Raw genomic sequence first — 12,589 nt, 5'->3', positions numbered from 1 at the left:
TCCGGCCGAGTCAGATCTTCGCGGCGACCGCCTCGCAGGCTTCGAGCAGCACGGGCACGAATCGGTCGGCCTCCAGCACGCAGGACGCGTGCCCGGCATCGACCATGTGCGTGCTCGCCGCGGGAATCATGGTCGCCAGCTCCACCTGCCGGGACACCGGAATCGCCCGGTCGCGCGTGGTGATCACCACGGCCGCCGGCATGGTCAGGATCGACAGCCACGCCGTGGCGTCGAAGCGACCGATCTCCGCCACCACCTGGGCGAGTGCCCATCCGCTTGTGCTGCGGAATTCCCCGAGCGCCCAGCGGTCCAGTCGCCCGGGCGGCCAGGTGATCTCCGGAAGCTCCGGCAGGCGGCCGGCAAGCTTCTCGGCGCGCCGGTAGGAGTACGGGCCGACCGCGGCGGCGATGGCGCCGAACGTCCGGTGGAAAGCCTTCTCCCGCAGCGTTTCCTGGAACCGATAGGGCGTCGCGCAGAGAACGAGACCGCTCACCCGGTCCGGATGACGATGTCCGGCGAGCAGGCTCACGATGCCGCCCAAGGAGAATCCCGCGCACATGGCGCGGTCCACCCGCAGCGCGTCGAGGACGGCCGCCACATCGTCGGCGCAGTCCTCCACCGTGAACCGCTCGGAGCGGATACCGCGCCCGTGCCAACGCTGGTCGAACAGGATCACCCGGTACCGATCGGCCAGCGCCGCCAGCGACGGAAACCAGGTGAGATAGGCGGTGCACGCCGTGGCGTGCAGCAGTACCAGAACCGGCGCGCGCTCCGGCCCGGGGATGTCCACCACATAGGTCCGCCCTCGCCCCGGCAGCTCGATGAGGCGACCACCGGGTACCTCGGCGATGTCCGGCACCCGGAGACGTCCACCGAACCGCGCGACACCTCGGGGCGAGTTCGTCATGGACACCTCCCGGGCGAAAAATTAGAACGCGTTCTATATCAGCATGACACAATGGCCGCCAGAGTGGCCGGACCGAGCTACCGCCCCGCGGTCACGCCAGGACGCGCACCACGCCAGATGCGCCAGGCACGCGATGCAATTCTGTAACGTGTTTCAGAAGAGTTCGAGAGACGGAGGTATCGCGATGGGGCGGTTGACCGGAAAAGTGGCGTTGATCAGCGGCGCGGCGCGCGGCATGGGCGCGGCGCACGCCAGGGCGCTGGTCGCCGAGGACGCGCGCGTGGTGCTGGGCGACGTGCTCGACGACGAAGGCGCCGCGGTCGCCGAGGAACTGGGCGACAAAGCGGTCTACGTCCACCTCGACGTGCGCGAACCCGGCGACTGGGGTAAAGCCGTCGCCGAGGCGGTGGGCCGGTTCGGGTCGTTGAGCGTGCTGGTGAACAACGCGGGCATCGTGAACGGCAACCTGCTCGTCGCGTTCGAGCTGGCCGAATGGCAGCGGATCATCGACATCAACCTGACCGGCACGTTCCTCGGCATGCAGGCCGCGACACCGGCCCTGATCGAGGCGGGCGGCGGCTCGATCATCAACATCTCCTCCGTGGAGGGCATGCGCGGCAGCCCTGGCCTGCACGGCTACACGGCCACCAAGTTCGCCGTGCGAGGGCTCACCAAGTCCATCGCACTCGAGCTGGCGCAGTACAAGATTCGGGTGAACTCGGTGCACCCCGGGCTGATCCGGACGCCGATGACCGAGAACATCCCCGCGGACTTCCTGCAGATCCCACTCGGCCGCGCCGCCGAACCGGCCGAGGTCTCCGCGCTGGTGACGTTCCTGGCCAGTGACGAGTCGTCGTATTCGACGGGGGCGGAGTTCGTCATCGACGGCGGTCTGACCGTGGGCATTCCGCACAAGAGCTTCGACAGCTGAACTCGGACCTCCTTGGCGACGCCGCGAAACCGCACTCCCTTGTGCGGTGCGGCTACCTAGGCTTTTTTCGCTTGTCCCCTACAGTGACCAGGTCCGGGCACCGGTCGCAGGCGATCGGTATTCGGAGCATTCGACTTCAGCACCACCGTCCCGGAAAGCACGTAGTGATGTAAGGGGAGTCGACGAACGCCATGCTTCGATCAGGTATCGCCATCGCCGCGGCCGTGCTTTTCGCGATTTCCCCGTCGGCTGCCGCGCAGCCGATCTATCCGGCACCGGACCCTGATCCGTTCTATGCCGCACCAGCGGACCTGGATCGCGCCGCGCCGGGCGAGGTTCTCGCCGTCCGGCCGATGGCAGGACTGCTCACGTTCCCCGGCGCGACGGTAACGATGATCAAGTTCCGCTCCAGCAATTCCGCGGGCAGGCCGATCGCGGCCACCACCACCGTGCTGACGCCGCCGAATCATGCCGCGGGCGGGCCGCTGCTGTCCTATCAGCACATCATCAATGGCCTGGGCACCCAATGCGCGGTGTCCCGCGTGCTCTACACCAACGACCCCAACCTCATGGTGCGCGAAGCACCCGCGCTCAACGCTGTGTTGCTGCGTGGCTGGTCGGTGGCTCTGCCCGACCATCTCGGCCCGACCAGTGCCTATGGCGCGGCGAAACTGGGCGGCATGATCACCCTCGACGGCATCCGCGCCGCGCGACGGGTCGCGGAGCTGGGGCTGGCCAACAGTCCGGTCGCCATGCTCGGCTACTCCGGCGGCGGAATGGCGACCGCCTGGGCGGCCGCGCTCGCGCCGGCCTACGCGCCGGAACTGCCTCTCGTCGGCGCCGCCGCCGGTGGGGTGCCGATGAACCTCGTCACGATGATCGACGGCCTCGGCTACACGCGGCATGCGGCGTTCGGCCTCGCCTTCGCGGCGGCGATCGGCCTGGAACGGGAGTACCCGGCCCAATTGCCGATCAGTGACCACCTGAACTCGTTCGGCATGGCGGTCCGGGACCGCATAGCCAACAGTTGCACCAACGACATCCTGCTGGCGGGCGCTGGGCGCAGCGTCATGGACGTCGCTACCTCGGTTTCGCTCGCCAATGACGAATCCGCACTCGGGGTGCTCGAGGAAAACAGCCTGGAACTCTACGATGGCATCCCCACCACGCCGATCTTCCAGTGGCGCGCAGTGCACGACGGACTGGTCCCGGTGGCTTCGGTCGACAGCACGATCCGGCGGTATTGCGCGGCGGGAGTGCGGCTCCAATACGAGATGCTGCCGAGCCCGGATCATTTGTCCACCGCGGTGTTGGGGGTGCCGTCGGCGCTCGGTTGGCTCGATGACCGGTTCCACGGCGTGCCCGCGCCGAGCAATTGCTGATCATGCGGAACAACGCAGCGGCCGGGCCGCCTGGACCCGGTGGACGCCCCGCGCGAAAAGTAGTTCTGCGCTGGGGATCTCATGACGGCCCGGTGGCAGCAGGTCGCCGCCACCGGGAACGGGCCGTTCCGCCCTACCGCTCGGATCTCGCAGCGGAAGCTAGGCGTCCTTACTGCTCTCGAACGCGCCCTGCCGCGCCTCGTCGACATCGGCTTCCGCACGGGCCTTTTCGGCCTCGGCTTCCTTGCGCGCCGCCTCCCGCTCGGAATCGGCCTTGTCCTGCTGCGCTCGACCCTCTTTCTTCAGGTCTTCGTCGCCGGTAACGACGCCCGCAGCTTCCTTCGTCTTGCCCTTGATGTCCTCGACGACACCTTCGACAGCTTCCCGAGGTCCGCTCTGATGCTCCGGCATCACATACCTCCCATTTCACTTATCGGCTGACACCCGCCGCATACCCGCGCCCGTCCCCCTCAATCACCCTGTGACCGCCGCCACCTGCCGGGTGCGGACGTGCCGTTCGGGTTGGCGAGTTCCCGTTGGAACATGTCATTAATGCCACTGGGAGGCGATAAGAGATCTCGGACAAGCCGAACGCTGAGAGAGACCGCGGTGACGAAAGTGTGACGCCGCGGCGTGGATGGTGTCGCCCAGGGCGTCCGTCCGGCACGATCAGTGCCTGCCCAGGGCTGCCACCACGAACACGTCCAGGAGGCAATCATGACCAGCTTCGGCGACCTGCGTGCCTTGTTCATCAACTGCACACTCAAGCGCTCACCGGAACGGAGCAATACCCAAGGACTGATCGACCTCAGCGCCCACATCATGGAAAAGAACGGCGTCCAGATCTCCCACATCCGCGCCGTCGACCACGACATCGCCCCGGGCGTCTGGCCGGATATGACCGAGCACGGCTGGGCCACCGACGAGTGGCCCGCCCTGCAACGCCAGGTCATGTCTGCCGACATCTTGGTGCTGGCGGGACCGATCTGGTTGGGCGACAACAGTTCCGTCACCAAGAAGGTCATCGAGCGGCTGTACGGCAATTCGTCCATCCTCAACGAACGCGGCCAATACGCCTACTACGGCCGGGTCGGCGGCTGCATCATCACCGGCAACGAGGACGGCGTGAAGCACTGCGCGATGAACGTCCTCTACAGCCTCCAGCACCTTGGCTACACCATTCCGCCACAGGCCGACGCGGGCTGGATCGGCGAGGCGGGACCGGGACCGTCCTACCTCGATCCCGGTTCCGGGGGACCGGAGAACGACTTCACCAACCGCAACACCACGTTCATGACCTGGAACTTGCTGCACGTGGCCCGAATGCTCAAAGACAACAATGGCATCCCCGCACACGGCAACCAGCGTTCCGAATGGGACGCGGGCTGCCGCTTCGACTTCGAGAATCCCGAACACCGGTAGCAGCTCTGTCCTTCAGGCGAACATCCGCTCGGCTCCCTCGCCCGTGAGGTGTTCTCGCCCGGCGCGTCGGCCGCTCACCAGCAGGAGCAGCGAGGCGACCGGACCCTCCACAGCACGTCCGGCACCGGCGTCCCATCCGGTATCGGTTGCCACGAGGTGATACCCGGCGAATTTCTCGCGGGATCGGAACGTATCCGTTGTCCAGACTCGTTCGAGAGCCGATCGGGCAGCATCGACGGGCATTTCCCGGGTCATTCCGAGGGGCACCGCGATGTCCTGCCCATGCACCAGCAGGTCCATCAGCCGATCGGCGGCGGTGGTGCCGATCGGGGTCGAGCGCACGCCGATACTGTCGCGCAACGCGGTGAGCAGCTGCGATGTGGTCGTGCGGTCAGCGAGGCGGATGGCGGTGTTCCGGATCGCGCGGTCGAAGTTGCCGCGGGCGCGGATCACATTCACCAGAATCCAGCCGAGGCTGGGACGTGCGGACAGCAGAGGACGCCCCGCCCGCCGCACGCGCCGCTCGCTTGGAATTGCTTGCCGCCGTGCAAGACCGGCACCACGCCTACGACAGTCTCGTGACCTTCTGGCGACGACTGCTCGCACCCATCCCAGCAGCGATGTTCGATGGGTTCGTCGCGATGAACATCCCGGAGCTACCGATCGATCCGGCTCCCCGGCACGTCCTCGCCTACGCCGAACTCGCCACCCGCATCACCGATCCCGCACTGACCGTCGCGATGTCACGCCAGCTCTGGCGGACAAATCCCACTGGAATCCACGACAAACGCGCACTGGTAACCGCGGTTGCCGAAGTATGCGAAACCGTGGACTCGCTCGTCGCCACAGGCTGCGAACCACGCCCCGGACCAGAACTCGACCGATTCATCGGCGCCCACGCCGCCGCTCGGCACGAACGCGACACCCCACGCCTGCGGCGCCAACTTCTCGACGACGCCACCGATACCGATCCAGGCATCCACCGCTATTGGAAACTCACCACCGAGATCACCGGAACCACCACTTCCGGGGCCGCCCAGTACTGGATCTACCAGGCACTGGCGAAGTGGGCCGATCCGGCAACGCCTCGGCGGTGACGGCCGGATCGGACAACCTGGCACAACACCGCCGCGGCAGGTGCGGTCGATGGCAAACCCCGGCGTCGGCGAGGTAGGCGACCGGCTGGTAAGTCGCGATGACCGGCCGCGATCCGCACCATCAGCGGCTCAGCCCATCGCGCTACGGCCGCGACCGCCCTGGTGCGGGCCGATCCATGCGGCGAAGCCCCTGGCGTCCGACTTCGGCCAGGGGCTTCGCCGTGCCGAATCCTGTTCAGCCCTTGATCAGTTCGGGGGTCGTGGTCTCGGGATCCTCGGCTTCCGGAGCGGCGGACCGGCCCGGCAACAGCACTGCCATGATGATCACGATCAACGCCAAGACGGCGGAGACCAGGAAGGCCAGGCGCATGCCGTCGAGGGTGGCGTTGATGACGTCGGCGCCCTCGGCGACGAGCGTGGTGCTGCGGGCCGACATCACCGTCACCACCAGGGCGGTGCCGAAAGCCGCGGCGACCTGCTGCAGGGTGCCGAGCATGGAACTGCCATGCGAGTACAGATGCTGCGGCAGCGCACCGAGGCCGAGAGTGAAGACCGGGGTGAAGGCCGCGGCCAGCGAAACCATCAGCAGAATGTGCAGGGCCAGCAGCTGCCAGTACGGCATGGTCATCGAGACCTGGGTGAACCCGGCCAGCGACACGGCGATCCCGATCGAGCCCGGAATCACCAGCAAGCGTCCGCCGAACCGGTCGAACAGGCGCCCGACGGTCGGTCCGAGCAGACCCATCGCCAACCCGCCCGGCATCACCAGCAAGCCGGTGGCCAATGGGCTCAGGCCCCGCAAATTCTGCAGGTACAACGGCAGCAGGATCATCGATCCGAGCATCGCCATGAACGCGACCGACATCAGCACCAGCGCCTTGGTGTAGGTGCCGGACAGCAGGACCCGCAGATCCAGCAGTGGAGCGCCGGTGCGCTGCAGGCGCAACTGACGGAACACGAACGCGGCGATGAGAGCCGAGCCCGCGGCGACGATCAGCGCCGGGCTGGTGAGTTTGCCGCTCTCGAACCGGCTGAGCCCGAACACCAGCCCACCGAACCCGAGCGCGGCCAGTGCCACGCTGGGCGAGTCGATCTGCCCGGCTTGCGGTTCACCGACGTTCTCCAGCTGGCGCAGGCCGAGCCAGGCGATCACACCCGCGATCGGCAGCACGAGCAGGAAAAGCCAACGCCACGAACCGATCTGCAGCACCGCTCCGGAGATTACCGGGCCCATCGCGGGGGCCACCGAGATGGCCAGGGTGACATTGCCCATCACCCGGCCGCGGTCGTGCTCGGGCACCACCGTCATCAGCGTGGTCATCAGCAGCGGCATCATCACCGCGGTGCCGCCGGCCTGGATGATCCGTCCCAGCAGCAGCACCGCGAACGACGGCGCGATGGCCGACAGCGCGGTACCGGCCAGGAAGACGCCCATCGCCGCGGCGTACGCCTGCCGGGTCGACACGCGCTGCAAGAACCAGCCGGTAGCCGGGATGACCGCCGCCATCGTCAGCATGAACGCGGTGGACACCCATTGCGCCGCCCGGTCGGTGATCGCGAGGTCCTCCATCAGCCGCGGGATCGCGTTGATCATGATGGTCTCGTTCAGGATCACCACGAACGTCGCGAGGACCAGCACCCGGATGACGGTCGGTGTCCGTCCTCCCGAGGCGGGAGTGGATGGTTGGGCGGACATCGGATACCTCCGGAGCATGGGACGTGGTCAGGAATATGTGGCCCGTTGCCGAGTCACCGGATCGCGTCCCGGCGCCACAGTGGTTGAGACGGAATCGGCTGCTCGAACTCATCGGGCGCGGGTCAGTATTCCGGTCGGCACCGACACAAATCACCCGGTTTTCCCGCGACCCACCCCGCACCGTAATCGAAATTGCTGTTCAGCCAGGTTTCCCACGATCTGCCGATACCGGATCGTGAGCCTGGTCACCAATCCGGAGCGTCATCGCGCCCGGCGAAACCACGATCGTCAAACCTGAACAGCTGTACGGGACCGCCGGTCAGCTGGGCCCAGCACTCGGCGGCGTGTTGGCGCAGCCACTGGGCCCACGGCCTCGACGGGCTCAAAGACCGGCCGCGCTCGGGCCGGCCGCCCCGATTCACTCCCGTCCAACGCACCGAGATCAAAGCCCTGGCGTGCCCGCTGTCGGCCGAAACCGGCGTGCCGCTGTCACGGTGGAGCAGCACCGACCTGGTCACCGAAGCGATCGGCCGGGGCATCATGGTGGCGATCTCAGCCTCGACCGTCCGCCGCATACAACTCCTTGACGCTGAACCCCACAAAAGCCAACACGATTCAGCCTGTCCGCTTAGCGTGATTCTCTTTCGGATGCTCGCCCCCTACCGAGTAGGAGATTCGAATGGTGACCATCATCGGCGGAGGCATCGCCGGGACCATCCTCGGCGGCGCCCTGGCTCGCAGAGGCGACCAGGTCACGCTGTACGAGCAGCAACCGCGCAATGCCACCGGCGGCGCGTTCCTGTTCATCGACGAACGCGGCCACTCGGTCCTGCACGACCTCGGCGTCGACGACGACGCGGTGAACGAAGCCTCCTACCCGGTCAGCGCCCTCGAATACGTCGGCAGCAACGGCCGCCGCGCCACGATGAGCCGCGGTCACCGGTTCTGGCTCCGCAGCTCGCTGATGAAGGTGCTCAACGACTTCGTCGACATCTCGGGCGCCGATCTCCGGTACGACCGCGCCATCGCCGACGTGACCGTCGACAAGTCAGGACGATGCCGGATCCAGCACAGCGACGGCACATCGAGCACCACCGACGACATCGTGATCGCCGCCGACGGCATTGACTCCGTCGCCCGGGCCCGCCTCGAACCCGACCGCACCCCCGTCTACGCCGGCGACGTCGTGCTGTACGGGATGACCTCCACCCCAACAGAACTGGACACCGAACCCCAAATACTGCACTTCTTCGCCGAACTGGACGCGACCGGGGCAGCCGCCAGCACGTTCGGCCATATCTGGCGGCCCGGACACGCCGCGCACTGGTTCATCCGGATAGCCCGCGCTCCTCTGGACGGCCCTGACGACTCCGGCGTCCGACCCACCAGCGAGTGGACCGACACCGTCCTGCAGGCCACGCCGTCGATCAACGACCTGGCCAGCACCCTGCTCGACAAGACCGACTCCGTCCACGTCAGCAACGCGCGCAACGTTCCCCTCGACGCCGCCACCCAGCCGACGCTGCCGGTGCTGCTCATCGGCGACGCCGACCACGCGATCACTCCCGCGGCCGGCGTCGGCGCGCGCGACGCACTCGAAGACGCACACGCCGTCTACCGCGCCCTCACCACCAGCAGCTGTCCCGCCGAGGCGATGGCCCTGCGCCGCACCAAAATCATCGACGACCGGCAGCACGCCGTCCGCGGCCGCGCCAGCGTCTCCCGGTAGCCAGACGAGTGGAGTTCACCCGGTCCAGAGCCTCTGCACAGCCGAAGACCTTCGCCGCCACGCGGCTCTGCGTCGCGATCGTCGACCACCTCACCATCGGCCGTTGCCACCCACACCGCTGCCCCCGGCTCGCTGCGGCGCAACGCCGCGTCCACGCCTCAGGCCGCATCCTCGTTGCCGGACAAAGCATCAAAGCTCGGCCGACCTCTCCGGGCAAACTGCTGACCGTCGTCATCGAGGACACTCACACCTGCGTATGGCGCGCGGAATGAGACCAATGCCGCGTTCTTGAACACATCGAGCTTGGATCTGCCATGAACTCACGATTTTCGGTCGATCTCGACCACCTCGAGGAGATCATCGCCCGCCTGTCAGGGCTCGCCGGCTTCATCGGCGAACATCTCGATGAAATCGACGACCGGGTTGCCACTTTGACCGGCACTGGCTGGGAAAGCGTCGCCGCTCGGGCGTATGCCGAGGCACACACTCAATGGGTCACCGGCGCACGCGAATTCGTCGAAGGCGTCAGGGATATGAGCGATGCAGCGAAGGCTGCACACACGCGCTACACCCGTGCCGTCGATACCAATTACAAGATGTTCAACGGGGGGTAGCCCACCATGGGCGTACTGGTCATCGACTGGCAGACCTACTACGACGCCGCCAAGAAATGCCACAGCCTCGCGACCGACCTCCGTACCGCCGACAAACCGGTCCGCGATGCCGTCAAAGGTGAGTGCGCGGGGATGGCCGGTGACGCACCGGGCTGTGAGCAATGGGGTAGAGCCTACGACCGCGCCGCCCAGGAAACGATGCAGACCTGCACGAACCTGGCCGACGCACTCACCCACTTCGGCAACATGCTCTACGCCGCCGGATACAACTGGGCACTGGCCAACAAGTCCAACCCGATGCCCGACCGCCCCACCGCCACAGCGATGTCGGAATACAAGGTGTCGATCCCGACCTCAGTTGGAAGCAACGGCGACGGCGTGACTGAGGGCAACGGCAGCATCCCAGGCTTCTACGACGCCCTGGTCGGCAAGATCCAGGACGAGTTCGGCAGCAAGCTACCCAACGGCAACAAGGACAAGCTCGCCAAGGCCGCATCCACCTGGAAGACCTTCGCCGAACACCCCACCATCACCGGCACCCCCGCCCGAATCACCGCAATCAGCAACCTCTTCGACGACATCCAGGACAAGAAGGGCCTCGAAGCCCTCCTCGGACACCTCACCACACTGAACAGCGGTGCCACACAACTCGCTGCCGCATCCGTCAACCTCGCCGCGCCCATCGGCGAATACAGCGAAGCTACCGCCGACGTCCGCGATAAATTCAAGGAAGCGGTCACCAACGCCCTGATAGCGGCCGGAGCCACAGTCGTCATCGGGGTCGCAGCCTCCTGGATCACCGCTGCTCTCAGCAACGTCGCCGCGGGCGTCGGCGTTCTGGCGATCGCCGGCAACACTGCCCGAGTGCTCAAAAGCACCTACGACATCAGCAAGCTCATCAGGATCATCGGCGCCGCAGCCGCGGCAACAGGCACTGCCGCCTTTGTGGTCACAGCGTTCGACAAAGTCCCCAGCCTCACCGATATCGCCGTCAAACTCGGCGCCATTATCGCCATGAAGGTCTACATCGATGACGACGGAAACCCGGCAAGCGAAGGTGACACCTCTGGTGCTCCTTCGAGCGCGGTCACCGACGAGATGGCAAGAATGCTGCGAGAGGGCATCCATCCAGGCGAAGACTGTTCCGAGATCGCAGAACACTTGAAGAAGGTTGCCGCTGGAGCAGGTGAGATACTCAGAGTGGATCCCGCTCCCGGGCAAGAGGTAACCGTCGAAGAATATGGACAACGTGAACAATTTCTATACCACGAGGTCTATACGGATGGGAAGTACGTCTACGATCCGAGGCACAGTTCAAACCCAATACCTATCGAGCAATGGCGGAAGACTATTATGGGAGATAATCCCGGCGCTACTATCAAGAAGGTAGGGTAATGAATTCTGCTGACTTTATTACTCGATTGAAGCGGTACGGAGACCTGGAGTGGTATCGCCATGCAGGCGGCACCGGCGATGACGGCACTCCCACTCCACCACTTATCGTCTGGCGCTTTCCCGAACCCCGGCCCGCTCGTCTTGCCGAACTCTTGCACGAGGCCGCTGTCGCCGACAATAGAGAGATCGACTGGCTGTTCGACACCAACCGGCGAAACTGGGTGCTCGTACCTTCGCGAGTAATGGTCGAAAAAGAACGCAACGGACTGGCCACCGAAGCCCAAGCTGTAGACCTCCTGGTGAGAACGGATTTGGAGTTCTGTCGGCGTTCGGTACGCGATTTCGAGAGAATCATCGCAGTATTGGATCAATATTCTGGGAACTGACTCGTCGAGTTTGCGCCATCGAGGTCTGTGAGCGGCCTGACTGACTTCGTGTTACCCCCGGAGCGTGGCCGTGAGCTGGCGCCGTCGATACGGACCTATCGTCATCTGAGAGGACCACCCAAGTATGGCCGCACCAAGACCGACTCCGGCTACCGGACCGTCGTCCTGCCTCAGTTCGTCGTCGACACCCTGCGACGCGTCAAGGCCGAGGCCGTCGACAACGAGCTGGGCGTGGTCTTCCCGAACCGCGATGGCGGCATCTGGGACCCCCACAACTTCAACCGGCTGTGGCGCCACGCACAGCAACTCGGACACGCCAACGACTCCGTCACCAAACGCCACTACATCGACCAACCCACCAAAGCACACGACTTCACCGCGGCCCTAGGACGCCTAGCGGGATGAAAACGTGTCGTTTCCGTGTCGTTCGACCCCTGAAACGGACAAGACCAGGGTCGAACTGATACGTTCGCCCTGGTCACGGCTCCCCCATCTGGACTCGAACCAGAAACCTGCCGATTAACAGTCGGCTGCTCTGCCAATTGAGCTATAGGGGATTGTTCTCGGCGCCTCCGGCGGCTACCGGGCGGGCCGAGGAGAAACTTTAGCGTATCGCTGGGCGGGAGCCCAAATCGCGTCGCTACCTGCTGACTTGTCCCCGCTCGCCGGCGCGGCGGCAGCGGGGTATCCGGATCGACACGCGTATGGGGCGTCGGGCAGGATAGTAGCGGCGAACTGGCAACTGGGAGGAGCACATCGAGATGCTGCGGTTGATCATCGGCATTGCGGCCGGGTACGTACTCGGCAGCAAGGCCGGGCGGGCTCGCTATGAACAGATCAGCGCAGCGACCCGCGCGCTGACCGAGAGCCCGGTGACCCGCAAGCTCGTGCTCGTCGGCAGGCAGAAACTGGCGGACAAGCTCAGCACGCGCCCCCGCTTGGAGCCGATGGAACCGCTCGACGAGCGGACCACCGTCCTGGTGCCGCACGACCAGTTGCGGCGCTGACCTCGGCCGACCGGGAACGGCAC

General features: G+C 65.8%; 14 protein-coding genes, 1 tRNA gene and 1 pseudogene. 11 read left to right on the top strand and 5 right to left on the bottom strand.

Annotated features, from left to right (window positions below):
• Positions 1-10: 10 nt before the first annotated feature.
• Positions 11-907 (bottom strand): alpha/beta hydrolase, encoded by an 897-nt coding sequence (locus AB0M45_RS14655; protein WP_364327880.1) that lies wholly within the window; start codon positions 905-907, stop codon positions 11-13.
• Between the two features lie 184 nt (positions 908-1,091).
• Here AB0M45_RS14655 and AB0M45_RS14650 point away from each other — a divergent pair, with 184 nt between their 5' ends.
• Positions 1,092-1,838 carry a glucose 1-dehydrogenase gene (locus AB0M45_RS14650; RefSeq protein WP_364327877.1) on the top strand — a complete coding sequence of 249 codons (747 nt, stop codon included), beginning with the start codon at positions 1,092-1,094 and terminating at the stop codon, positions 1,836-1,838.
• Between the two features lie 191 nt (positions 1,839-2,029).
• Complete coding sequence (locus AB0M45_RS14645; RefSeq protein ID WP_364327874.1) at positions 2,030-3,220, top strand: lipase family protein; 1,191 nt, start codon at positions 2,030-2,032, stop codon at positions 3,218-3,220.
• A 159-nt stretch (positions 3,221-3,379) separates the two neighbouring features.
• Here AB0M45_RS14645 and AB0M45_RS14640 read toward each other — a convergent pair whose 3' ends face one another.
• Complete coding sequence (locus AB0M45_RS14640; protein ID WP_364327871.1) at positions 3,380-3,631, bottom strand: CsbD family protein; 252 nt, start codon at positions 3,629-3,631, stop codon at positions 3,380-3,382.
• 306 nt (positions 3,632-3,937) lie between these two features.
• Here AB0M45_RS14640 and AB0M45_RS14635 point away from each other — a divergent pair, with 306 nt between their 5' ends.
• The gene (locus tag AB0M45_RS14635) at positions 3,938-4,642 is read left to right on the top strand and encodes a flavodoxin family protein (protein WP_364327868.1); all 705 of its coding nucleotides are present in this window, start codon (positions 3,938-3,940) and stop codon (positions 4,640-4,642) included.
• A 12-nt stretch (positions 4,643-4,654) separates the two neighbouring features.
• On the opposite strand, the gene AB0M45_RS14630 is transcribed toward AB0M45_RS14635, so the two are convergent.
• Complete coding sequence (locus AB0M45_RS14630; RefSeq protein WP_364327865.1) at positions 4,655-5,101, bottom strand: maleylpyruvate isomerase family mycothiol-dependent enzyme; 447 nt, start codon at positions 5,099-5,101, stop codon at positions 4,655-4,657.
• Positions 5,102-5,124: 23 nt separating this feature from the next.
• On the opposite strand from AB0M45_RS14630, the gene AB0M45_RS14625 reads away from it, so the two are divergent.
• A complete protein-coding gene (locus tag AB0M45_RS14625) occupies positions 5,125-5,739 on the top strand; it encodes a hypothetical protein (protein WP_364327862.1) in 615 nt (204 codons plus the stop codon).
• 235 nt (positions 5,740-5,974) lie between these two features.
• Here the strand turns inward: AB0M45_RS14625 and AB0M45_RS14620 are convergent, their stop codons facing one another.
• Positions 5,975-7,435, bottom strand: coding sequence for an MDR family MFS transporter (locus AB0M45_RS14620; protein WP_364327860.1), 1,461 nt, complete (start codon positions 7,433-7,435; stop codon positions 5,975-5,977).
• Between the two features lie 192 nt (positions 7,436-7,627).
• Between AB0M45_RS14620 and AB0M45_RS14615 the strand changes: the two are divergent.
• The 6 genes and pseudogenes from AB0M45_RS14615 to AB0M45_RS14590 all read left to right on the top strand — a co-directional run.
• Positions 7,628-7,999, top strand: a pseudogene (locus AB0M45_RS14615) (helix-turn-helix domain-containing protein); the annotation flags it as partial.
• Positions 8,000-8,114: 115 nt separating this feature from the next.
• Complete coding sequence (locus tag AB0M45_RS14610; protein WP_364327857.1) at positions 8,115-9,164, top strand: FAD-dependent monooxygenase; 1,050 nt, start codon at positions 8,115-8,117, stop codon at positions 9,162-9,164.
• Between the two features lie 314 nt (positions 9,165-9,478).
• Positions 9,479-9,778, top strand: coding sequence for a WXG100 family type VII secretion target (locus tag AB0M45_RS14605; RefSeq protein ID WP_364327854.1), 300 nt, complete (start codon positions 9,479-9,481; stop codon positions 9,776-9,778).
• Positions 9,779-9,784: 6 nt separating this feature from the next.
• Positions 9,785-11,173: a hypothetical protein gene (locus AB0M45_RS14600; RefSeq protein WP_364327851.1), complete on the top strand. Its 1,389-nt coding sequence runs from the start codon at positions 9,785-9,787 to the stop codon at positions 11,171-11,173.
• Positions 11,173-11,559: a hypothetical protein gene (locus AB0M45_RS14595; RefSeq protein ID WP_364327848.1), complete on the top strand. Its 387-nt coding sequence runs from the start codon at positions 11,173-11,175 to the stop codon at positions 11,557-11,559. The genes AB0M45_RS14600 and AB0M45_RS14595 overlap by 1 nt, the downstream gene beginning before the upstream one ends.
• Positions 11,560-11,586: 27 nt before the next feature.
• Positions 11,587-11,964 (top strand): hypothetical protein, encoded by a 378-nt coding sequence (locus tag AB0M45_RS14590; protein ID WP_364327845.1) that lies wholly within the window; start codon positions 11,587-11,589, stop codon positions 11,962-11,964.
• Between the two features lie 79 nt (positions 11,965-12,043).
• Here the strand turns inward: AB0M45_RS14590 and AB0M45_RS14585 are convergent.
• Positions 12,044-12,116 (bottom strand) — tRNA-Asn (locus AB0M45_RS14585).
• Between the two features lie 204 nt (positions 12,117-12,320).
• Between AB0M45_RS14585 and AB0M45_RS14580 the strand changes: the two genes are divergently transcribed.
• Positions 12,321-12,566: a hypothetical protein gene (locus tag AB0M45_RS14580; protein WP_040776008.1), complete on the top strand. Its 246-nt coding sequence runs from the start codon at positions 12,321-12,323 to the stop codon at positions 12,564-12,566.
• Positions 12,567-12,589: the final 23 nt, after the last annotated feature.

It is taken from the genome of Nocardia sp. NPDC051787 (genome assembly GCF_040681325.1).
In the GTDB taxonomy this organism is placed as follows: Bacteria; Actinomycetota; Actinomycetes; order Mycobacteriales; family Mycobacteriaceae; genus Nocardia.
The sequence above is the reverse complement of the archived record's forward strand: the minus strand, read 5'-3'. Positions and strand labels throughout refer to the sequence as shown.

Coding starts and splice junctions, on each gene's coding strand:
- AB0M45_RS14655 (WP_364327880.1), bottom strand. CDS start 907: ATGACGAACTCGCCCCGAGGTGTCGCGCGGTTCGGTGGACGTCTCCGG.
- AB0M45_RS14650 (WP_364327877.1), top strand. CDS start 1,092: ATGGGGCGGTTGACCGGAAAAGTGGCGTTGATCAGCGGCGCGGCGCGC.
- AB0M45_RS14645 (WP_364327874.1), top strand. CDS start 2,030: ATGCTTCGATCAGGTATCGCCATCGCCGCGGCCGTGCTTTTCGCGATT.
- AB0M45_RS14640 (WP_364327871.1), bottom strand. CDS start 3,631: ATGCCGGAGCATCAGAGCGGACCTCGGGAAGCTGTCGAAGGTGTCGTC.
- AB0M45_RS14635 (WP_364327868.1), top strand. CDS start 3,938: ATGACCAGCTTCGGCGACCTGCGTGCCTTGTTCATCAACTGCACACTC.
- AB0M45_RS14620 (WP_364327860.1), bottom strand. CDS start 7,435: ATGTCCGCCCAACCATCCACTCCCGCCTCGGGAGGACGGACACCGACC.
- AB0M45_RS14610 (WP_364327857.1), top strand. CDS start 8,115: ATGGTGACCATCATCGGCGGAGGCATCGCCGGGACCATCCTCGGCGGC.
- AB0M45_RS14605 (WP_364327854.1), top strand. CDS start 9,479: ATGAACTCACGATTTTCGGTCGATCTCGACCACCTCGAGGAGATCATC.
- AB0M45_RS14600 (WP_364327851.1), top strand. CDS start 9,785: ATGGGCGTACTGGTCATCGACTGGCAGACCTACTACGACGCCGCCAAG.
- AB0M45_RS14595 (WP_364327848.1), top strand. CDS start 11,173: ATGAATTCTGCTGACTTTATTACTCGATTGAAGCGGTACGGAGACCTG.
- AB0M45_RS14580 (WP_040776008.1), top strand. CDS start 12,321: ATGCTGCGGTTGATCATCGGCATTGCGGCCGGGTACGTACTCGGCAGC.